The sequence below is a fragment of the Neisseriaceae bacterium genome (assembly GCA_016864895.1).
In the GTDB taxonomy this organism is placed as follows: domain Bacteria; phylum Pseudomonadota; class Gammaproteobacteria; order Burkholderiales; family Neisseriaceae; genus QFNR01.
This window is the reverse complement of sequence record CP046107.1, coordinates 320,164-343,035: the sequence shown is the minus strand read 5'-3', so window position 1 is coordinate 343,035 and position 22,872 is coordinate 320,164. Positions and strand designations below refer to the sequence as shown.

Below are 22,872 nucleotides of genomic sequence, written 5' to 3'. Positions count from 1 at the left end.
TGAGATTGATAATGGATGATGTAGATGATTACGACAGATAATATACAGTCTAATTTGGAGAGAGTAATATCTCCTAAAAAGGTGTCTTGCAACGAGGAAGCATTGGAGAGAGCTTTAAGGCCTAAACTATTAGTGGATTATGTTGGGCAGGGTAAAATTAAAGAACAATTAAATATTTTCATCAAGGCAGCAAGGGCAAGGACAGAAGCATTAGATCATACTCTACTTTTTGGTCCACCGGGATTAGGTAAGACAACATTAGCTTTCATTATTGCTAGAGAGTTGGGGGTCAATTTAAAGCAAACTTCAGGGCCTGTGTTGGAAAAGGCAGGAGATTTAGCAGGTATTCTAACCAACTTAGAGCCTTATGATGTATTATTTATTGATGAAATCCACCGGCTAAGTCCAGCAATAGAGGAAATTTTATATCCTGCACTAGAAGATTATCAATTAGATATCATGATAGGAGATGGTCCTGGAGCACGTTCGGTCAAAATTGATATTCCACCCTTTACTTTAATCGGAGCAACTACTCGAGCAGGTATGTTAACTAATCCATTGAGAGATCGTTTTGGAATTGTGGCAAGATTAGAATTTTATGATGTTGGAGATTTATCTTCTATTATTAAACGATCCGGTAACCTATTGAATTTACTTATGGATGAAAAAAGTGCAATGGAGATTGCTTACCGTGCTAGAGGCACTCCGAGAATCGCTAACCGTATTTTAAGAAGAGTTAGGGATTATGCACAAGTTAAAAATGATGGTAAAGTTACTTTAGAAGTAACTAAATTAGCACTAGAAATGCTAGAGATTGACTCTCTTGGGTTAGATTTTATGGATAGGAAATTTTTAATGTCTATTATTCATAACTTTTCGGGAGGACCAGTAGGTGTGGCTAACTTAGCTGTAGCCATAGGTGAAACAATTGATACTATTGAAGATGTGTTAGAACCTTATTTAATTCAACAAGGATTTATTCAAAGGACACCACGAGGAAGAATGGTAACAAAACACACCTATGATCATTTTGGGTTGGATAAATTGGTTGATGATAAATAATTAGACTTAGTTTATCAGGCTAGTATTTTTTAATTCTATGTATTATTGATGAATAAAGAAGACAAGAAATATAATGACCTGAAGTAATGATTGGTTTAATTAAAGGGTGGATTTTTCGATATTCCTCCTCATAGAATATTTTGAGGACAAAAATTTACTATCACCAACTCTTAATTTTTATTTTCAGCTAACCTTTGTAAACTTTCCACATAATCTTTCTGTTGTGATCAGATTTGGATATTTGAAACATCATGTTTGCGAAAAAAAATCAATAAAATATCGGCGTCTTGTATAGTGGCTCTACCGTATATAGGATTTCCAGAAACTGTAATTTCTATACCTTGCGAATTTTTAAATTTGTATGTTGTATTTTGCTTATTTAATTGCATAGAAAAAATAGGGTAATCCATTAGAAATCTAGATAAATTAATTTTTCCGCCTTACAATAGAAAATTTCTGTGTAGGTTGTGAACATTTGACCGTCTAAATTTCCATTAAAATATTCTTCATATATATTTCCCATTATTACCTTTCTTTTAATTTTTTATTAGTAATAATCGATATTAATGCTATATATTCTTTGTATTTATTTTCTAAATTTTTTATAATTTTGGGGGGCTTTTTTATTTTTCTTTTAAGTACTTTTGCATTATTTGGTTTTATTTTAATCATTCATTAACAATGAAAGACACCAATTTTTTATTGGCGACGATTTTAAAGATTACACAGAGGTAGTATTGAAAATACCTCAATCACTTTGCCATTAATAGCAGTCATATAGGGTGAATTTATAACCACATAATTAATAATGATAAATAAAGGAGAAGATTCATTGTTCAGGATGAAGTGGGTCACCGAACGATAATTTTTTCAAACTTTTACTAAAGATACATATTAAAGGAGGGAGCATGAATCCAATCACCCCAATAGAAAGTGATAAAAATACCGAAGAAAAGCTAATAATTAAACTTGCAATAAGAGCACCAAAAGGGTCAAAACCCCAAGTTAAAAATCTTATAGTAGATTCTATTTTGGATAAATGATTTATGGGATAAATACTTTGTCTTATTGAACGATCAATTACGAGGTTTATTGTAATACAAAATTCCATGATAGAAAGGGTGCATATATATAAAAATATAAATAAATATTGGTTATTAAAATATTTATTTAAAGGAAGTAGCAAGGTGATAACTGCTACTGGCACTAAACTGTAGGTGATTATATTTCGTGGTGAAACTTTTTTCTGTAGATAACTTGTAAAATATGCCCCTATAATTCCAAAAACAAATGGAAACAAATATATCATTCCCAGTTGATAACTAGACAATCCAACTTCTTTTATAGCGTATATTGGTAAAATTACTAACAGCCAAGAAGCAAAAAAATTATAAATCGATACCGAATAAAGTATCACTTTTTGAGATGGGTTACTAAATAATAATTTAAAACCAACCTTAATATCTTTTAAATAGGTAATTTCATCATTTTCAGAGAGATTATCAGATTGTTTTTTAAGTTTAAAATCAGTGGTTGCTAATAACAGAGAGCTCCAAATATAAGTGATGATATCAATAATAAAAATTAGCTTTACAGAAAAATATGTAACTAAAAATCCAGCTATAGATGGTCCAAGAGATGAATTGACTGAATTTCCTGCTTCAATAAATGAGTTAGCTTTTACTAATTCTTTTTGTGACACAATTTGTGGTACAACAGAGACCATAAGACTGTCATAATATAAGGAAATAGCATTTAGGATAAATAATCCTGCTCCTAAAATATACCAATTCAGATAATTGTTTACCAATAGTAATACTATTATCAGGAGAACAATGATTCTAGTAATATTACACAAATAAAGCATTGCTTTGGAATAATGTCTATCAGCAAGTGATCCTAAATAGAGTCCTAAAATTAATGGAACAGATAAATATATAGTTGAGACGTAACCAACTTCTGTAGGACTTAGCTTCATTATATTTAAACCTAAAATAGGAATAATAAAAAAGAGCATCTTATTACCGATATCAGATGCAAAATCTCCTACCCATATTTTATAAAAATTATTCATTGATCAATCTTGAAGCGTAAACCTATATTTTCTTTTGGATGATTCCTGAACTGTATTTTACCCACGAAGAAGTGGTTGGCTTCAGATATTGTATATTTATTTGCTATACAAAACTAGTATTAACAACTGATTTATAGAGGATTGATAGATTATATTTAGAAATAATTGTTTTTTAAAGTAAAAGTTGACATTAATTGATTGGTATTCATGAGGAAAATAGTATAGAATTCTAAAGTTCGTTTTAAGGGATTTATTTTAGGGTAATTGAAGTAAGGAGATTTGGATTGAAAAATAAATTATATTTATTATCGATTTTCGGTTTGTTTATACTAACGGCATGTGATAAAAATGAAAATGCTAATAATGTTAATGTAGCAGGTGACACAAAAATAGCCAATATCGAAAAGCGACAGACTTTGATGCAGGAGCAACTTTTTTTGAAAATGCAAATTAAGCAGAGAGACAATACAAAGGAACTCCAAAATTACTTGGAAGAAATTGAAAAAGGAATAGATTCTGAGGAAAAGGCAAAACAAGCTCAAAAAGAGGTAGAAGCTAAATTCAATAGTTTAAATGAAGACACTAAGAAATATTATAATGGTCTGAATATTAATGATAATGATATGAAAGAATATTTTAAACTACAAGATGACGCATTGAAGGTACAAAAAGCTTTAGAAAAGGAATCTACTCGTTTGGCTCAGTTATCTGAAAATGGTGCTAAAAAGTTGACGCAAGAGCAAATGAAAGATTATATTGAACTAAACCAAAAAATGGCGGATGTTAGTGCTGATATTTTGGGTAAAAAAATTATTATTGATGAAAAGTTTGCAAATTCTGCTACTGGGGGAGTAAAAGAGTACTATCAAATTGCAAGTATTTTAGATTTAGAATATAAAAGTGCAGGAAATATTGCTAAAAAATTAGCTAGTGACCAATCGATTCAATCTGAAGAAGCTTATAATAAAAAACTTTTAAGCGAAATTTTAAAGATAGATGAGGAAATTATCAAACAACTAAATTCTCTAGAGATTAAACATGAAGATGTCAAAGCTTATAGAGATAGTCTTATTGATATGGTACAGAAAAAAATAGAGGTTTCTAAGAAAATATCAAAGCAAAAAAAACATTTCAAGGACAATAAACTTTCTGCTAATGATGAAGCTTCGATGAAAGTACTGGATCAGGCTAGTAAAGTAGCTGATGAAAAATTAGATAAGTTGTTAAATCAGTTAACTCAGTAAATATAGTTAGAGCGTTATTAATAGTCATTATATAACAGTAAAAAAAGTATTAAGAGATGAGATGAAGGGATAGATTTTCAATATAAGTGGGGAATAGATCATTAATATGTGTCGGAATATAGGTACTGAGCTATATTGTGAAGCATCATAACGAACGTGGAATTTTGTACCTGCAAAGTGATAACTTAGTCACAGGTCACTGGTAAATAGTTACAATCAACGTCCTGATAAAAAATAATCGATTTAATGAAAAGGATTTTTATCAGGACGTTATTTAAATTGATGAGGTTGATTCTTTTGTTTGATTGTTCAACAAGACCTAGCTATTTGTTTAGAAGGGAAAACAGTAGATCATTCTGGTATATCAAGTAGTTAGTTAGAGATCTAATAAATAAACATAGAGAAAGGGCAGAAATATGGTTGACATAGTAATGAAGGATAAATATAATTACGGTCTTCACTAATTGAAACGAATTAGTTGGTTCTTTGACAATTGATTATCGATAAGTGTGAGTGCAATTGGCCTCACACTGATTTGAAGAAGTATAAGAGAAGGATAGGAAACTATTCTGTTAATACTTTGAGAATTAGACCAGAATAAGAAATAAGTTAGAGATTGAACATAAGAGTTTGATCCTGGCTCAGATTGAACGCTGGCGGCATGCTTTACACATGCAAGTCGAACGGCAGCGAGAGAAAGCTTGCTTTCTTGTCGGCGAGTGGCGAACGGGTGAGTAACGCATCGGAACGTGCCGAGTAATGGGGGATAACTATCCGAAAGGATAGCTAATACCGCATACGCTCTGAGGAGGAAAGCGGGGGACCATATATGGCCTCGTGTTATTCGAGCGGCCGATGTCAGATTAGCTAGTTGGTGGGGTAAAGGCCTACCAAGGCGATGATCTGTAGCGGGTCTGAGAGGATGATCCGCCACACTGGGACTGAGACACGGCCCAGACTCCTACGGGAGGCAGCAGTGGGGAATTTTGGACAATGGGGGAAACCCTGATCCAGCCATGCCGCGTGTATGAAGAAGGCCTTAGGGTTGTAAAGTACTTTTGTTAGGGAAGAAAAGCTTTTGGTTAATAGCCAAGAGTGCTGACGGTACCTAAAGAATAAGCACCGGCTAACTACGTGCCAGCAGCCGCGGTAATACGTAGGGTGCGAGCGTTAATCGGAATTACTGGGCGTAAAGCGAGCGCAGACGGTTACTTAAGCCAGATGTGAAATCCCCGAGCTTAACTTGGGACGTGCATTTGGAACTGGGTGACTAGAGTGTGTCAGAGGGAGGTAGAATTCCACGTGTAGCAGTGAAATGCGTAGAGATGTGGAGGAATACCGATGGCGAAGGCAGCCTCCTGGGATAACACTGACGTTCATGCTCGAAAGCGTGGGGAGCAAACAGGATTAGATACCCTGGTAGTCCACGCCCTAAACGATGACAATTAGCTGTTGGGTTTTGAAAGACTTAGTAGCGAAGCTAACGCGTGAAATTGTCCGCCTGGGGAGTACGGTCGCAAGATTAAAACTCAAAGGAATTGACGGGGACCCGCACAAGCGGTGGATGATGTGGATTAATTCGATGCAACGCGAAAAACCTTACCTGGTCTTGACATGTATGGGATCTTTTAGAGATAGAAGAGTGCCTTCGGGAGCCATAACACAGGTGCTGCATGGCTGTCGTCAGCTCGTGTCGTGAGATGTTCGGTTAAGTCCGGCAACGAGCGCAACCCTTGTCATTAGTTGCTAACATTAAGTTGAGCACTCTAATGAGACTGCCGGTGATAAACCGGAGGAAGGTGGGGATGATGTCAAGTCCTCATGGCCCTTAAGACCAGGGCTTCACACGTCATACAATGGTAGGTACAGAGGGTAGCTAAGCCGCGAGGTGGAGCCAATCCCATAAAGCCTATCGTAGTCCGGATTGTAGTCTGCAACTCGACTACATGAAGTCGGAATCGCTAGTAATCGCGGATCAGCATGTCGCGGTGAATACGTTCCCGGGTCTTGTACACACCGCCCGTCACACCATGGGAGTGGGAGATGCCAGAAGTGGGTAGGATAACCGCAAGGAGTCCGCTTACCACGGTATGTTTCATGACTGGGGTGAAGTCGTAACAAGGTAGCCGTAGGGGAACCTGCGGCTGGATCACCTCCTTTCTAGAGAATATGAGGAAATTGCACTTACACTTATCGATAATTGGTTGTTGATTGAGAAGCTAATGGGTTTGTAGCTCAGCCGGTTAGAGCACACGCTTGATAAGCGTGGGGTCGCAGGTTCAAGTCCTGCCAGACCCACCAATCCTATCAATACAAATCTTTATTCGGGGGGTATAGCTCAGTTGGTAGAGCGTCTGCTTTGCAAGCAGAATGTCATCGGTTCGATCCCGGTTACCTCCACCAATATTATGTGGTTAGATTTCTATTTGAATTATTGTTGTTAGATTAAGTCCGATTGTTGTTTCTCTTTGTTTTTACTAGTTTTATTCTTTCGATATGTGAGTGTATGCAGTGTTTTTCATTTCATATTGAGTTTATTTAAGTAATTTCAAATACTACATTAAGTTTTTAGGTTTTAAAGATCCAGTTTATTAATTGTATGATATGTATTTGATTATATTTCATATGCTTACAAAATTTGCTGGTACTTAGGGTTGAGCATTCTAGAATTTAGGCAAGAGTAAGAGTATTATTTCAGATAAATACAATATAAAGACTGTGTATTAAATTTAAACGATAGATATTTATGAAACTTTTTTTTCGATTCTTTAAAATTTTCTCAGTTATTCGATGCTATGCTTTATTAGATTTGGCAGAATTTGTAGAAATTCCCTTATTGATACGTTTTTTTTTTAAAGTGTATCCTCAGTCAGATGTTCATAAGGACTTACCTCTACCTCAAAGATTAAGGATGTCATTAGAAGAGTTAGGACCTATATTTGTTAAATTTGGACAGTTATTATCCACGAGGCCAGATATATTTCCTAAAGAATATATTAATGAATTATCTAGACTTCAGGATAAAGTACCACCTTTTGATAGTGAAATAGCTAAACAGCAAATAGAAAAAGACTTTAAACGTTCTTTAGATGAAGTTTATTATGAATTCAACATGACACCTGTGGCGAGTGCCTCTATTGCACAGGTGCATCAAGCTTATTTGAGAGATATAAATGGGAATAAAGGTCAGAAAGTGGCTGTTAAGGTTATTCGACCAAATATTGAGAGTTTAATACAGAAGGATTTGAATTTATTATCTAAAATATGTATTTTTCTTGAGATGGTATCAGAAGATGCCAGACGATTAAGATTACAGGAAGTGTTAGGTGAATTTAAAAAGTATTTACATGATGAGGTTAATCTCTTAAATGAAGCAGCTAATGGGAGCTTATTAAGACGACAATTTTTGAATAGTCCTATATTGGTTATTCCTGAAATTTACTTTGAATATTGTACTCGTAATGTATTAACTTTGGAATGGATGGATGGTATACCTATTTCTGATATTAAAACACTTAAACAAAAAAATATTAACTTAAAGGAATTATCGGAATTTGGAGTGCAAATATTTTTTACACAAGTGTTTAAAAATGGATTTTTTCATGCAGATATGCATCCAGGAAATATATTTGTTGCAGAAGATGGTCGCTATATTGCTTTAGATTTTGGTATTGTTGGTTCTTTAACTGAGCATGATAAACGTTATTTAACCATTAATTTTTTAGCTTTTTTTAATCAGGATTATTATCGAGTAGCCGAATCCCATATTGAGTGCGGATGGGCGCCTCCTGAAACAAGAGTTGATGAACTAGAGGCAGCAATTCGATATGTATGTGAACCAATATTCAATCAACCATTAGCTAGAATATCCTTTGGTCTTTTATTGATGCGTCTTTTTGAAGTTAGTCGCCGTTTTAATATTGCAGTACAACCACAACTTGTATTATTGCAAAAAACACTGCTGAATGTAGAAGGATTAGGTAGACAACTAGACCCTGATTTGGATTTATGGAAAATAGGTAAACCTTTTCTTATTAATTGGACGAAGGAACAATTTGGAATTGATGTATTATGGGAGAATCTTAAAAAGGAATCTACCAATTGGTCACGTATGTTACCCGAGTTGCCTAGAAAACTCTATGATGCTTTAGATACTGCTCTTGTCGAATCTAAAAAGAATAATATACAACTGATCCAAATTCAAAAAAGCATTCGCAATTGGTTATCTATCTTGACTGGTATCTTAGTTTTAGTTTTATTATTAAAAGTTTTTTAATTTATGATTAATCCAACAGATTTGGCGTCAAATTCGCCTTAACTTTTGTGTAAAAAGAATTTTGATTATCCTGTTTAATTTCCAACCACCATATGCTTGCTCTCTTGAAAGGCCAATATATTGGTATATTGATGTGGCGGTTGTAATTAACATAAATAAGGTAGGCAGTTAAGCTTCCTATCCATGGTTGGTGTCCAACAATAATTATATTTTCTGAAAAGATATTATCTAAAATATCATTTAGAATGATATTGACTGGGGATGAAGGGTTTAGATGTGGCTTTATAAGCGGCTTGTGCTTTAAAAAACTAGCAGTTTCTTGAGTACGAAAGGCTTCAGACACCCAAACAGTATGTTCATCGGAAAAGTGTTTTTTAATCCATTTGCTCATTTTTTCTGCTTGCTGGAATCCTTTTGGGGTTAAATGACGTTTAAGATCATTTTTATGATCATTGGCTTCAGCATGTCTCCATAATAACAGTTGCATAATTTATCCCTCATGAAATTGTTTTAAAAATTGATAGTGACATTATAGAATGAAAATTTGTATAGGGTCATTTAAGATTAAAAGAATTTTTGTTATCATGACGATCCTTTCTTTATCTAAATTTATAAAAAAAATGAAATCATTGCTGTTAAATGGCGTTATAAATAGGTTAATTATTATCTTTCCAGTATTGGTTTTGATTTGGTTGAGCTTATACTTTTGGGGATGATATGGCCATCATAGTTAATGACGTCACGGTTAAATATAAAAATAAAATTAGTCTAGAGCATGTTAATCTTGTTTTTGAGAATAACGAACAATGGGCTGTTTATGGGCCTAATGGTGCGGGGAAAAGTACATTATTAAAAACCATCATCGGTCTTATCAATCCAGATAGTGGTCAAGTTGATCTAGTTAATTTAGATCAGTCTCAAATTACTTATCTAGCTCAAAACAGCACGGTTAATGTTGCAGAGCCGCTGAGTGTATTTGAGTTGGTTGCATTAGGGTTATGGTACGAAATTTCTTTTTATAAAGGTTTAAATGTAGAACAAAAAGAGAGGGTTTGTACAGCTTTATCACAAGTTGGTCTTATAGATTTAGCTGACAAACAGGTTTCAGAATTATCAAGAGGTCAATTGCAAAGGGTTCTATTTGCGAGACTTTTGGTACAGAAGGCGGACTATTTTTTATTGGACGAGCCATTTAACGCTGTGGACTACGATACCACTATTCAGCTATTAGACTTTTTATCACAAGCAAAAGCGAATCAAAAAGGTCTTATAGTTGTTGTACATGATCAGGAAATTATACAGGAATATTTTCCTAACACAGTTATTTTAGATGTTAATGTTAGGTATCAGGGACCTACTAGTCTGGTTGATTTCAAATTATTTGATAAAGGTTAAAAGCCATGTATGACTACTTGATTTCCCCTTTTGTAGAATATGATTTTATGAGAATAGCTTTATTAGCTATTTTATATCAAAGCATAGGCACAACACCAATTGGTGTGTTTTTGATTATGCGTCGAATGAGTTTGGTAGGAGACGCACTTAGCCATGCTATTTTGCCAGGAGTAGCACTTGGTTTTTTAATTGCTTTTTTAAATCCGGTAGTTATGAGTTTGATGGGATTGCTAACTGGTTTGTTGATGATTTTCGTGTCAACTATTGCAACTAAAAAGACTGGATTACAAGAAGATGCTAATTTTGCAGGGTTTTATCTAACCTGTTTGGCTTTAGGTGTAATTTTGATAAGTAAGTATGGAACCAGCACTGACCTCATGGATTTTTTATTTGGTTCCTTATTTCAAGTTAATCATAATGGATTACTGTGGATTGCTAGTATTACGACAACAACTTTAGTTTTATTGGCAATTATTTATAGAGCACTTTATGTTGAAAGTATTGAACCAATTTTTTTAAAGATAGTAAAAGCAAAAGGTTCAATTTTCTTAATTATTTTTCAATTTTTAATTGTACTAAACCTAGTTGGAGGATTCCAAACCTTAGGAACATTATTATCGGTGGGATTGATGATGATTCCTGCAATTACTGCAAAGCTCTGGTTTTCTAGAATGGAAAGTATATTGATTGGTGCATTCTGTTTTGCTTTTATCAATGGTATAATTGGTCTGCTTTTATCTTTTTATGTTGATGTAGCATCTGGTGCCATGATTATTTTATGTTGTGGTATTTTTTATATGTTTTCTCTTTTTATTGGCCCTAATTCTGGAATATTATTTCAGCAATATCAGAAACATTAGTGAGTGTGTCATGAAGAAATTTTTTATTTTCATATTATTAGTATTTTCTTTCCAATTGTCTTACGCAGATAAACTTAAGGTTATTTCAAGTTTTAGTATTTTGGGGAACTGGCTAAAGGAAATTGGGGGCAATAAAATAGAAGTTGTTAATTTAGTAGATTTAAATCATGATTCACATCACTATGAAACAACTGCTCAAGATCAGATTGCTTTAAAAGAAGCAGATATTATATTTATTCATGGACTTCATTTTGAATCTGGCAGCATTTTGAATGCTGTGAAAGCTTATTCTGAAAAACTCATTATTGTATCTAATATATTTACCTCACAAGATTTGATCCCACTGATTCAATATCATTTCAGTGATGAGGATGTGCACGAAATTAGTGATAAAGAAGTCAAATTATTTGATCCACACACTTGGCATGATATTAGGCTGGCTAAAAAAAGCATACGATTAATTCAAAGTCAGCTGATTAAAAAGAATCCCTCTAACTGGAAATATTTTAGTAGAAGAGCAAATGAATATTTAAAGAAATTAGATGAGTTACAACAGTGGTCTGATTCTAAATTTAAGCAAGTAGATATTGAGAATAGCGTATTGATAACTGTTCATGCAGGGTTTAAATATCTAGCAAATTATTACCATTTAGATTATCTCAGTTTAGAATCAGAACATGAGCATGAACATGGTGAAATTTCAGCTAAGAAAGTATCTGAAACAATCAATTCTATTAATAAGAAAAATGTCAAGTATATATTCTCGGAAAAAAATTCAGATGTAAGAATTGCTCAGTTAGTATCTAAACGAACTGGTACGGGAATAGTTGGAGATTTATATTCAGACTTTCTAAGTGATAAAAATGAAGAAGTACCAAATTATCTAGAGTTGATGAGACATAATATTGATAAGATTACCTTACATTTGAAAAGAAAGTAATAATTATATATGAAGTGGTTTAAGCAACTAAGTGTAGTATTAATTAATCCTGAATCGTTTCCGAGCATTAACGTGGTTGAAGAAAAACTAACTCAGCATAATATTCCCTTGATGATGGGTTTATCAAAAGATGTGCAAGGATTTGTACCAGCCTATTCTTTTACAGAGCAAATGATTTTCCCTATAGAGAATAGTTGGAAAATGAGATTAAAAAAGGAAGAAAAATTACTTCCAAGTTACATTGTTAATGATGAACTAGCAGTGAGAATAGAGTCAGTTGAAAAAGTAGAATATAGGAAAATATCTAGTCGAGAAAAAAGAGAAATGAAACAGTCTATTATTGATGATCTATTACCTAAGGCTTTTATAAAGCAATCTTTTATTGAAGCTCTTTATAATGGTACAAATGGATTTTTATTAATAGATCAGGCCAATGAAAGCAAACGTGAGCGGTTTATTTCTGAATTAAGAGAAGCATTAGGGGGCTTACAGGTCACACTACTCAATACTAAAATGTCCGTTACTACCTTAATGACTACATGGTTAAGGCGTGGGTATGCTGAAAGGAACTTTACATTAGATAATTTTTGTGAATTGAAAAGCGTGTCTGATACATCTAGTGCGATTAAATTTTATAAATGTGATTTATTAGCACATGAGATTCAAGATATTGTAGAAAATGATCGATTTGTTAGTCAGTTAGCACTAGTATGGAATGATAAGATTAGGTTTCTGTTATGTCATGATTTTACTCTGAAAAATATTCGCTTTATTGATATGCAAGTTTCAGATGAATCAGATTACGATAGTGATGATAGTCATAGTGAGATAATGTTGGTAAGTGCTAATCAGATGATGATGTCTAGTTACTTTTCCCAGATATATGAAGAATTAATTGAACATGCTGGTGGATTAATTGAGGATTAAACAATGAGTATTAAAGCCGATAAGTGGATAAAAAAAATGAGCCAAGAATACGGTATGATCGATCCATTCGAGCCAAGACAAGTGAAACAAGTTCATGGTAAAAAGGTTATTTCTTTTGGAACGTCTAGCTATGGTTATGATGTAAGGTGTGCTCGAGAATTTAAAATATTCACTAATATCCATAATACGATAGTAGATCCTAAAAATTTTGATCCATTAAATTTTGTTGAATTTGAAGGTGACTCTTGTATTATTCCTCCTAATTCTTTTGCATTGGCTAGAACCATTGAATATCTCAGAATCCCAAGAAATGTTTTAACTATTTGTTTGGGTAAATCAACTTATGCTCGTTGTGGGATTATCGTAAATGTAACGCCTTTTGAGCCTGAATGGGAAGGGCATGTGACTTTAGAATTCTCTAATACGACACCTCTACCAGCTAAAATATATGCAGGGGAGGGGGTTGCTCAAGTTTTATTCTTTGAAAGTGATGAATATTGTGAGATATCTTACAAGGATCGAAGTGGTAAATATATGGGGCAACAAGGTGTTACATTACCCAAAGTGTAGTGACATTTATGTATCGTTCTAACATCATTACTTCTCGACAGAATCAATATATTAAATATTTAGTTAATTTATTTCACTCAGGTGATTTCAGAAAAAAACAAAAAGAATATGTGGTTGAGGGAAACCATTTATTACAAAATGTACCTTTGGAAAGAATTAAAGCATTATTTGTTACGGAGTCAAGAATAGACCATCCTGAGATTAAACCTATTTTATCCAATGTTCCAAAACAACGAATTTTTTGTATTAGTGATAAGTTAGCGAATAAAATTTCTGATTTAACTTCATCTAGAGAAATAATTACCATTGTCGAAATGCCGACTTATCCGGATATAAGTAGTATAGTAGAGGACTGCATTCTATTGGATAGAATACAGAATCCAGGTAATATAGGAACTATTATTCGTACTGCACTGGCATGTGGTATTAAACATGTGTTGCTTAGTCAAGGTTGTGCGGATGTTTACATGCCTAAAGTATTAAGAGCAACAATGGGAGCTCATTTTAGTGTTAATTTATATCCTAATACAAATTTATTAAACTTTGTTAAGCAGTATCCACATAATGTTTTGGTGACTCAATTAAGTGATGGGGCAAAAAATCTGTATACATTGAACTTAACAGGAATAAATGCATGGGTATTTGGAAATGAAGGTAGTGGAATTCTTGAAGATTTTAATACCATTAGTAACTCTAAAATACAACAAGTCTATATTCCAATGATTGGAAATGTCCAATCCTTAAATGTTGCTATAGCAACTAGTGTGTGTATATTCGAACAATTAAGGCAAAGATTATATTGATGATGAAGTCATTTAGTTATTATATTAGTAAAGTAAAATCCAAAATTCCTAGACAGGAAGAACTTTTTAATTCTAAATGGTTAAGACCTTTCGAACCTTATTTTAATAAATCTTACTATTGGAGTTTTCATCGTAAGAATGTGGCTATGGCTGTTGCAGTGGGGATGTTTTGTGGTCTGATGCCAGGCCCAACCCAAATGTTATCAGCTTTTTTATTAGCTTATTTATTACGTGCCAATATTTCAGTCGCCTTTTTTACTACACTTTATACTAACCCATTGACCTATTTGCCTTTGTATTATCTTGCCTATAAAATAGGCGTTTGGGTGATAGATGGAGGTCAATCAATTAATCATCTCTTATCCATACAGGTAATCTCTGATTGGAGTTTTCATGAGTTGATGGATTGGTTCTCGAATAATCTATCTTATTTTGTAGTGGGGGTACCAATTTTAGGTATTTCATTAGCTCTTATTAGCTATTATTCCATTTTATATTTATGGAAGTTTTGTATTATTTCTAAACGTAAGTCAATTGTGCAACAACGTCAAAAATATTGAAAAAGAGACATGAGTCTAGAACAACAGACAACAGAATAGTGAAATTAGATTATTCATCAAATTTAATAGAGTGTTCCCTGGTCTCATGGAAGTTAATATCGGGCCATCTTTCTTTTGTTAATTGTAAATTAACTTTATTGGGCGCTAGATAGGTTAAATTATCACCTGCATCGATACTAAGATTGGTACTAACGTTACGCTCAAATTCCTGTAATTGTTTTTTGTTTTTACAACTTACCCATCTAGCAGACCAGATATTAATATTCTCAAACATTGCTTCTACACCATATTCTTCCTTCAGTCGTGATTCCACTACTTCAAATTGAAGAATACCAACCGCCCCCAATATGATATCACCACCATCTAAAGGTTTGAATACTTGTACAGCACCTTCTTCACCCAATTGTTGTAGCCCTTTATAAAGTTGTTTAGTCTTTAATGGATTTTTTATCTTGACTTTTCTAAAGATTTCTGGCGCAAAATAAGGGATGCCAGTAAAAGTTAGTTTTTCACCTTCACTAAAACTATCTCCTATTTGAATGTTACCATGATTAGGTAGCCCAACAATATTACCAGCATAAGCTTCTTCAATTAATTCTCTATCATCAGACATAAAAGAAACCACAGAAGAGGCAGATATCTCCTTATTAGTACGTAGATGTTTAATTTTCATGCTTCGAGAGAGCTTTCCAGAACATATTTTTAAAAAGGCAATTCTATCTCGATGTCTAGGATCCATATTAGCCTGAATTTTAAATACAAAACCTGAAAATGAACTTTCTGTTGGTTCTACTATTCGTTCTACAGCCTTTTCTGGCTGTGGACATGGTGCCCATTTAACCAATGAATCCAGAATTTCTTTGATGCCAAAATTATTAATAGCTGAGCCAAAGAAAACAGGGGTGAGGGCACCTTGTAAAAATTTTTCTAATGAAAAAGGGTTTGAAGCAGCCTGAACTAATTCTATTTCCGAACGCAAGTTTTCTATCTCTAGAGGAAATAACTCATCTAATTTGGGATTATTAATACCTTGAATAATTTCAAAGTTTAAAGTAATTTTATTATGTCCAGGCTCAAATAAATATATTTCATCATTGAGCAATTGATAAACACCTTTAAAATTTTTCCCGGAGCCAATGGGCCAGGTAATAGGAGCACAACGAATTTTTAATATATCTTCAACCTCATCCAAGAGTTCTAACGAATTTTTTACTTCTCTATCATATTTGTTCATAAAGGTAATAATGGGGGTGTCCCTTAGACGACAAACATTAAGTAGTTTGATTGTTTGTTCTTCTACTCCTTTTGCCGCATCTATCACCATTAGGGCACTATCAACAGCTGTCAATACACGATAAGTATCTTCTGAAAAATCCTGATGGCCTGGTGTGTCTAACAAATTGATAGTATGTTTATCATGTTTAAACTGCATGACACTCGAAACTACCGAAATACCCCTTTGTTTTTCAATATCCATCCAATCAGAAGTAGCAAATTTGTTCGATTTTTTACCTTTTACAGTACCAGAAGTTTGTATAGCACCTGAAAATAAAAGCAACTTTTCTGTCAGAGTAGTTTTTCCAGCATCAGGGTGGGAAATAATGGCAAAGGTTCTTGTAGAGTTCACTGCATCTTGAATAGATTGACTCATGGTGTGTATTAATTGATTAAAACGGTGATTATATAAATAATCAGAGAAAATGTCATCAGCCTATTCTTGTATTAACTTGATATACTACGTTAAAACCAGCAATTCGTTTAGGGATCATATATAATAAGCATTATAACTGTAATTAAAAATATTATGAATGAATTTGAATTTATTGATCGTTATTTAAAACCGAGGAGTAAGACTGACGATTCTTTGCTTGTAGGTATAGGTGATGATGCAGCAATATTAAAAGTCAACAGTAATCAGTTTTGGCATATCAGCACCGATATGTTGATTGCTGATAGGCATTTTTTTTCTGATGAAGCAGCAGATAAAATTGCCTATAAATCGTTGGCTGTGAATTTTTCTGATATGGCAGCAATGACCTCTTGGCCTAAATGGGTGTTACTGTCTGTTGCGTTTCCTAAGTTAGATGAACAGTGGCTGAATACTTTTTTCGAATCTTTTAACAGTGTACTAGATACTTATCATGTAAAATTAATAGGTGGGGACACAACTCGAGGTGAGGTACTGACACTAAATATTACTATTATTGGTGAATCTGATCAATTAGGATCACAGAGGAATACTGCTAAAGTTGGAGACGATATATGGGTAACAGGCCAAATAGGTTTGGCCGTAGCAGCACTCTACCATCATTGGAATAATGTGAATTTACAGGAGGATGAGTTTAAAATTTGTGAACAAGCCAGAATTCATCCTGCCATTAGAGTAGATTTTATGTTTCAAGCTAGGAATTTGATACATGCTGCCCAGGATATTTCAGATGGATTATTACAAGACTTAAATCATATTTTAACTGCATCAGCGGTGGGTGCAAAAATTGATATTGCAACAGTTCCTTCTCTTTGTTCATTACAGAAATATAAGTATTATAATGACTGGATATTAAATGGTGGTGATGATTACGAGATTGTTTTTACAGCACCTAAGAATAACAGAGAAAAATTAGAGGAATTAGCGAATAAAAATCTAGTACCTTTACATAAAATTGGAGAAATTATTGAAGGTGCAGGGTATATGCTTACTCATGAGAGTAGAGAAATCAATTACACAAAAAAAGGATTTGATCATTTTGAAAAATAAACAAGAATATATTGACTTTGAACCTAGTTTCCGTTGGTTAACTGAATCAGTTGCTTGTATGTTGGCTTTTGGATTTGGTACAGGGTTATCAAAAATAATGCCAGGAACTGTAGGCACGCTTGTGGCGTTTATTCCTGCTTTTTTTATTGCAGGTATGGGGTTACCTCAAAGTTATTTGTTAACTCTATCGTTAGTATTATTTTTGATTGGTATTTTTGTCTGCGATGTAGTACAAAGAAAATTGGGTTGTGCTGATTATTCAGGAATTGTTATTGATGAAATCGTAGCGATGATGTTAATACTTTCAATAGTACCTGTATCATGGCAGAATTGGTTGTTAGCGTTCATTTTTTTTAGAATTTTTGATATATGGAAACCTTGGCCCATTAGATCGATTGATAAATCCATATCTGGGGGTTTAGGGGTGATGTTAGATGATATTTTAGCTGTTTTTTATGTGATTTTAGTTTTTGTTGTTTTTCAACTTTTTAATTAATTAGTAGGGATATTATATTTTATATGAAAAATATTTTAGTGGTCGAAGATGAAAAAAATATTCAGGATATGGTTTCAGTTTATTTAAAGTCTAAAAATTACAAAGTATTGCAAGCTTATGATTATATGGAAGCTTTAGAAATTATTACTTCTAAGAAGAGTATTGATCTAATTCTGTTAGATTGGATGATTCCTAAAGGAAGTGGCATTCAGTTATTAGGAAAAATAAAGGAAGATGAAAATCGTAAAGATACACCTGTTATTATGCTTAGTGCTAAAGTAGAGGTTAATGACAAAATTGAAGGATTGAATAAAGGTGTTGATGATTATTTGACTAAACCCTTTTCACTTAAGGAGTTATTAGCGAGAATTGAGGCTCATCTAAGAAGAATGAAAAATAGTGGTGCTCATAAGACAAATAAAGATATTATTGAATATGAGGGGATTAAAGTGGATACTATTGCTCATAGGATTTTTATTAATAATAAAGATGTTCAGATACGTAGAATTGAGTTCAAACTACTCAAGTTTTTGATCAGTCATCCTGATAGAGTATTTACTCGTCCTCAGTTGTTAGATAATGTATGGGGAATAGATACTTATGTCGAAGAGAGAACTGTTGATGTTTCAGTTGGTCGCTTAAAAAAAATATTAGAACCAACAGGACATGATAAGCTTTTGCAAACAGTTAGGGGGGAAGGTTATAGATTTTCAAATATTATTTAAATTTAATATAACTTTATAAAATGATTACTTTCAAGAAATTTCAATATTTTTGGGTATGGGTAGTTGCTATTCCTGTTGCTTCGGTTTTTTATTATCTATTTAATAATTTTTTTATTAGTCTGACAATTGTGTTATTTTTAGTAGTTTTAAATCAATGTATTCTTTATTTTAAGAAAGTTAGAACAGATAATACTCAGATTGGTATGTATAAAAAAATTATGGGAGGAATTAAGGAGCTGCCTGTTGGTCTGTGTATTTGTGATATAGACGGTCTCATTTTGTGGAAAAATAATAAAATAGATGATTATTTTAACTCACTGGAATTGAAGAACCAAAATAATATCTTAGAACTATTCAGTCAGAAAGACTCTAATCAATTTTTATTTGATAATATCGATAATGATAGGGTAAAGACCTTAGAAGTACAAACAGATCAGTATGTGGAATATTCTGTTGTAAACTTATCCAGTGGTTATTACCTTATTTATATGAGAGATATTTCTGATCAAATTTATTTAGAAAATTCGAGAAAAATCTTTTTTGGTAATATTAGTCATGAACTGCGTATCCCTCTGACTGTACTAAAGGGGTATATTGAGATTTTACAGAGTCAAAGAAAACAACAAAAATATGAAAAATCTGATTTGAAACCTTATAAAAATATGCAAGCACAAGTAGATAGATTATTAAATATGGTTAATCAGTTATTGACTTTGGCAAAAATAGAAGGTAATCCTTTTTTTGAAAGTAAGAAACTGGTTGATATGCCTGATATTATTTATTCTATTTATGATGAAACTCAAGTTAGAAATTCGAATAAACAAAAAATTAGTTTATATTTAGATGATGAATTGTTTGTTGAAGGACATGATCAATCATTGAGGGAAGTAGTATCCAATCTCGTTTATAATGCGATTGAACATAATCCCAAAAATACTTTAATAGAAATCCATTGGGAAAAAATACAAAAAGAGGGGCAGAATTATGCAATGTTTTCAATTAAGGATAATGGAACTGGTATTTCAAAAGAGCATATCAGTAGGCTAACAGAAAGATTTTATGTCGTCAGCTCTGCTCGTAATAGGAAGTCCAATAATAATGTTGGTTCTGGTCTAGGTCTTGCAATTGTTAAAAATGCACTTAAAATGCATGATTCAGAACTAATTATCGAAAGTGATAAGAACAAGGGAAGTTGTTTCAAATTTTATTTACCTGCTTATACGGGGGATGATGAGAATTAAATGCTAGCACTGGATAAAGCATTGATAATATTTTCAGGAGGCCAAGATTCGACTACTTGTCTCATTAAGGCTATACATGATTATGGTTTGAGCAATGTACAGGCGATAACTTTTGTGTATGGGCAAAGACATGATATCGAAATAGCTTGTGCTAGAAAAATATGCAATCTGTTAAGTGTACCACAAAAAATGGTTGCACTAAATGCAATTAAACAAGTTACTAATAATGCTTTAATAGACGAAGAACAGACTATTAAACAAGACACAGGTAGTCAATATCCAAATACGTTTGTTTCTGGGCGAAATGCATTATTTTTATTATATGCTGCTATATATGCACAGCAACAATTTATTAGGAATATTATTATCGGGGTAAGTGAAGCTGATTATAGTGGTTATCCTGATTGTCGTGCTGAATTTATTGCTTCCATGAATCAAACAATTAATCTAGCGATGGATGAATCTTTCATTATCCATACCCCCTTAATTAATTTAACTAAAGATCAAATATGGGCTTTAGCTGATAGGTTAGGATATTTAGAATTTATTAATCGATATTCGCATACATGTTATTTGGGCATTCCAGGGGGGTGTGGAAACTGTCCCAGCTGTATTTTACGAAATCAAGGTCTAGAAAAGTATTTTCAAAATAGAACAAAAAAAACCACTGAATAATTGTTTTAAGTTTGTACCTATTTATTCTTTTAGTTTTAATTTTACGGTAATAGGGGCTTGTTTAGATAAACCAATTTTTGTACCGTAAGTGATCCCTAATTGAGTTCTGTCAAGTGCAGCATTTGAACTAATGTCACAAGTTCTGTCACCTGATTCTCCTTGGCAAATAAATGAGGTTATCTTAAAATGAAGAGGAACTGTTCGATTTCTTACTGTTAACAAACCACTAATTTTAGAGATTTTATTATCATCGGTAAAATCGACTTTGTTACTTTTAAATACGATTAATTTATGATTAGCAACATCCAAATTTTCTTTTCCTTTGATGATACCTTCAAACAGGAAAGGCTTTACAGTAGCTGTTTCAGGATAAAGATATAAATTGATATGACCTGTTTTTTCTTTTAAGTCAATGTTTTGGTCTATTTTAAATTTAATATAGTTGATTTTAATATCAGGACCCAAAATATTTCTGATAGACTGAGCGATTGTTACATCAGATACTTTAACTGGATCAGCAATAACCAAAGAGCTCATAACCAATAACAGAATATGGATAAAAAATTTTTTCATTAAATCTCCTTTTTCGAATTAATCATATGAATTATTTATTTCTTTGTTATTAATGCATAATTACTGTATGCGTTATTACTCTTTATAAAGGGAGGGGGGCATATTTATAGCTAAAATTAATATAATTCACACTGGATACAATCAGCAAGAAGGGTTTTTTTGTAATGTATTGCCTTCTTTGTTTGCACTATTTTGAGCTAGTTATCAATTCTTTCTCCCTACATTGTATTTTCATTTTCTGATCCTCTGTTTTTAGCGTTTTTCCTCATATGATGAGCATTTTAAATTTTTTCTTTTAGTTACTTTAATTTTTTATCCCTAATTCTACAACAATCATCGTTAACAATGTACCAGAATCTTGGATTCTAGCTCATGTTATAGGTATTACGCAATACGTGAAGATGATCTATGGCTCGAATAAACTTTAATCTTATGGTTTTTGCTTAGACAGAGTAGTTTACCATCTTATCTTAGCAATGTATCTAATAGTTTTAAGTAATAAAACATTCACTGTTGTATTTTTATTTAGAATTTTGTAAACCTATACTTCAAAAATATTTTTATCTTTTTATGGTGTGGTATCTGCGAGATTTTATTAGACAGATAAAATATAAATTTACATAAAAGATTACAGAATTTTTTATCTTAATGATGACTTTAATTAAACTAAATAGAAAGTATCTCGAATATTTGTTTTTGATTGGAATATCCTCCATCTTTTTTAGCCAAGAGTCTTATATTACTGCTATTCATAGTGATGGTTACAGGAAATTGTGAGAATTTTCTCTTTCTATTGGGTATTAAGTTAAGTTAGTTTAAGTAGGTAAAATTGATTTCTTTTTGAAGTAATTTTAAGATTGAATTAATCTAATTTCTACATAACCAAAACAATATTCTATGGATTGAGGAATAGAAGAATCAGAGCGTCTAAACCTAATAGTAATAGTTTTTATAACACCCTATTAGTTCAAACGAGTACCTTACCTAGAGTGATGAATAAAGTTAGATTATGAGCTGTATAATTTTAGCATGGGTAAAAAAGGACTAACATTTGTTATTGATAGAATTTTTTACAAATTTTAATAGTTTCTCGTCCTTTAGAGCGGCGCCATTCGTTAGAATCTCTGAGTGAATAAATACAACCACAATATTCTTGTTGGTAGAAGCGTTCGCGTTTACTAATTTCAATCATTCGCTGCGAGCCACCTTTCTTGCGCCAATTAAAGTCCCAATAAGTTAGGTTGGGATAGGCTTTAGCTGCACGATGTCCACAATCATTGATTTGATTCAAATCTTTCCAACGAGAAATTCCTAAAGAAGTTGCAAAAACCGGGAATTCATTTTCATATGCGTACAATGCAGTACGTTCGAAGCGCATATCAAAACACATGGTACATCGAATACCTCTTTCAGGTTCAAATTCCATACCTTTGGCTCTTTGAAACCAATTATCCATATCATAATCAGCATCAATAAAAGTAATGTTGTGTTTGACAGCAAAGCGCTTATTTTCCTCTTTTCGAAGTTCATATTCTTTTACTGGATGAATATTAGGATTATAGAAAAAAATAGTATAATCAATTTGTGATTCTAATAAAGCTTCCATGATTTCTGCAGAGCAGGGGGCACAACAAGAATGTAGCAACACTTTGTTATGACTTCCTGGGACTATTAGTTTCTCTCTTAACATAAT

General features: G+C 32.7%; 21 protein-coding genes, 2 tRNA genes and 1 rRNA gene. 18 read left to right on the top strand and 6 right to left on the bottom strand.

Features of this window, described 5'->3' with window-relative positions; genetic code table 11:
- Positions 1–24 precede the first annotated feature (24 nt).
- Complete coding sequence (gene ruvB, locus GKC53_01435) at positions 25–1,062, top strand: Holliday junction branch migration DNA helicase RuvB (protein QRN40824.1); 1,038 nt, start codon at positions 25–27, stop codon at positions 1,060–1,062.
- 227 nt (positions 1,063–1,289) lie between these two features.
- Here the strand turns inward: ruvB and GKC53_01430 are convergent, their stop codons facing one another.
- Positions 1,290–1,472 carry a hypothetical protein gene (locus GKC53_01430; GenBank protein QRN40823.1) on the bottom strand — a complete coding sequence of 61 codons (183 nt, stop codon included), beginning with the start codon at positions 1,470–1,472 and terminating at the stop codon, positions 1,290–1,292.
- 419 nt (positions 1,473–1,891) lie between these two features.
- On the bottom strand, positions 1,892–3,136 hold the full coding sequence (locus GKC53_01425; protein QRN40822.1) for an MFS transporter: 1,245 nt from the start codon (positions 3,134–3,136) through the stop codon (positions 1,892–1,894).
- A gap of 284 nt (positions 3,137–3,420) precedes the next feature.
- Between GKC53_01425 and GKC53_01420 the strand changes: the two genes are divergently transcribed.
- From GKC53_01420 to ubiB, 5 genes are all read left to right on the top strand, one after another.
- Positions 3,421–4,380 carry a hypothetical protein gene (locus GKC53_01420; protein QRN40821.1) on the top strand — a complete coding sequence of 320 codons (960 nt, stop codon included), beginning with the start codon at positions 3,421–3,423 and terminating at the stop codon, positions 4,378–4,380.
- Positions 4,381–4,995: 615 nt separating this feature from the next.
- Positions 4,996–6,542: ribosomal RNA gene (locus GKC53_01415) — 16S ribosomal RNA — on the top strand.
- 62 nt (positions 6,543–6,604) lie between these two features.
- Positions 6,605–6,681, top strand: a tRNA-Ile gene (locus GKC53_01410).
- 26 nt (positions 6,682–6,707) lie between these two features.
- Positions 6,708–6,783: transfer RNA gene (locus GKC53_01405), tRNA-Ala, on the top strand.
- A gap of 343 nt (positions 6,784–7,126) precedes the next feature.
- Entirely contained in the window at positions 7,127–8,656 is a 1,530-nt protein-coding gene (ubiB, locus tag GKC53_01400) for a ubiquinone biosynthesis regulatory protein kinase UbiB (GenBank protein QRN40820.1), read from the top strand.
- A 7-nt stretch (positions 8,657–8,663) separates the two neighbouring features.
- Here ubiB and GKC53_01395 read toward each other — a convergent pair whose 3' ends face one another.
- Positions 8,664–9,143, bottom strand: a complete 480-nt coding sequence (locus GKC53_01395) for a hypothetical protein (GenBank protein ID QRN40819.1) — start codon at positions 9,141–9,143, stop codon at positions 8,664–8,666.
- Between the two features lie 230 nt (positions 9,144–9,373).
- Here GKC53_01395 and GKC53_01390 point away from each other — a divergent pair, with 230 nt between their 5' ends.
- The 7 genes from GKC53_01390 to GKC53_01360 are packed head-to-tail and all read left to right on the top strand — an operon-like array spanning position 9,374 to position 14,711.
- Positions 9,374–10,051, top strand: a complete 678-nt coding sequence (locus GKC53_01390) for an ATP-binding cassette domain-containing protein (GenBank protein ID QRN40818.1) — start codon at positions 9,374–9,376, stop codon at positions 10,049–10,051.
- Positions 10,052–10,056: 5 nt separating this feature from the next.
- A complete protein-coding gene (locus GKC53_01385) occupies positions 10,057–10,911 on the top strand; it encodes a metal ABC transporter permease (GenBank protein ID QRN40817.1) in 855 nt (284 codons plus the stop codon).
- Between the two features lie 10 nt (positions 10,912–10,921).
- Complete coding sequence (locus GKC53_01380; GenBank protein ID QRN40816.1) at positions 10,922–11,851, top strand: hypothetical protein; 930 nt, start codon at positions 10,922–10,924, stop codon at positions 11,849–11,851.
- 9 nt (positions 11,852–11,860) lie between these two features.
- Positions 11,861–12,778: a recombination-associated protein RdgC gene (gene rdgC, locus GKC53_01375; GenBank protein ID QRN40815.1), complete on the top strand. Its 918-nt coding sequence runs from the start codon at positions 11,861–11,863 to the stop codon at positions 12,776–12,778.
- Positions 12,779–12,781: 3 nt separating this feature from the next.
- Positions 12,782–13,348, top strand: coding sequence for a dCTP deaminase (locus GKC53_01370; protein ID QRN40814.1), 567 nt, complete (start codon positions 12,782–12,784; stop codon positions 13,346–13,348).
- 8 nt (positions 13,349–13,356) lie between these two features.
- On the top strand, positions 13,357–14,151 hold the full coding sequence (locus GKC53_01365) for an RNA methyltransferase (GenBank protein ID QRN40813.1): 795 nt from the start codon (positions 13,357–13,359) through the stop codon (positions 14,149–14,151).
- Positions 14,152–14,153: 2 nt separating this feature from the next.
- The gene (locus GKC53_01360) at positions 14,154–14,711 is read left to right on the top strand and encodes a DUF2062 domain-containing protein (GenBank protein QRN41810.1); all 558 of its coding nucleotides are present in this window, start codon (positions 14,154–14,156) and stop codon (positions 14,709–14,711) included.
- A gap of 49 nt (positions 14,712–14,760) precedes the next feature.
- On the opposite strand, the gene GKC53_01355 is transcribed toward GKC53_01360, so the two are convergent.
- A complete protein-coding gene (locus GKC53_01355) occupies positions 14,761–16,362 on the bottom strand; it encodes a peptide chain release factor 3 (protein QRN40812.1) in 1,602 nt (533 codons plus the stop codon).
- Between the two features lie 153 nt (positions 16,363–16,515).
- On the opposite strand from GKC53_01355, the gene thiL reads away from it, so the two are divergent.
- The 5 genes from thiL to queC are packed head-to-tail and all read left to right on the top strand — an operon-like array spanning position 16,516 to position 20,606.
- Complete coding sequence (gene thiL, locus GKC53_01350) at positions 16,516–17,469, top strand: thiamine-phosphate kinase (GenBank protein QRN40811.1); 954 nt, start codon at positions 16,516–16,518, stop codon at positions 17,467–17,469.
- On the top strand, positions 17,414–17,965 hold the full coding sequence (locus tag GKC53_01345; protein QRN40810.1) for a phosphatidylglycerophosphatase A: 552 nt from the start codon (positions 17,414–17,416) through the stop codon (positions 17,963–17,965). The genes thiL and GKC53_01345 overlap by 56 nt, the downstream gene beginning before the upstream one ends.
- Positions 17,966–17,988: 23 nt before the next feature.
- Positions 17,989–18,690 carry a response regulator gene (locus GKC53_01340; protein QRN40809.1) on the top strand — a complete coding sequence of 234 codons (702 nt, stop codon included), beginning with the start codon at positions 17,989–17,991 and terminating at the stop codon, positions 18,688–18,690.
- 20 nt (positions 18,691–18,710) lie between these two features.
- On the top strand, positions 18,711–19,931 hold the full coding sequence (locus GKC53_01335; protein QRN40808.1) for a hypothetical protein: 1,221 nt from the start codon (positions 18,711–18,713) through the stop codon (positions 19,929–19,931).
- The gene (gene queC, locus GKC53_01330) at positions 19,932–20,606 is read left to right on the top strand and encodes a 7-cyano-7-deazaguanine synthase QueC (protein QRN40807.1); all 675 of its coding nucleotides are present in this window, start codon (positions 19,932–19,934) and stop codon (positions 20,604–20,606) included.
- A gap of 21 nt (positions 20,607–20,627) precedes the next feature.
- On the opposite strand, the gene GKC53_01325 is transcribed toward queC, so the two are convergent.
- Both GKC53_01325 and GKC53_01320 read right to left on the bottom strand, forming a co-directional pair.
- Entirely contained in the window at positions 20,628–21,179 is a 552-nt protein-coding gene (locus GKC53_01325; protein ID QRN40806.1) for a hypothetical protein, read from the bottom strand.
- A gap of 1,054 nt (positions 21,180–22,233) precedes the next feature.
- Entirely contained in the window at positions 22,234–22,869 is a 636-nt protein-coding gene (locus tag GKC53_01320) for a hypothetical protein (GenBank protein ID QRN40805.1), read from the bottom strand.
- Between the last annotated feature and the right edge of the window lie 3 nt (positions 22,870–22,872).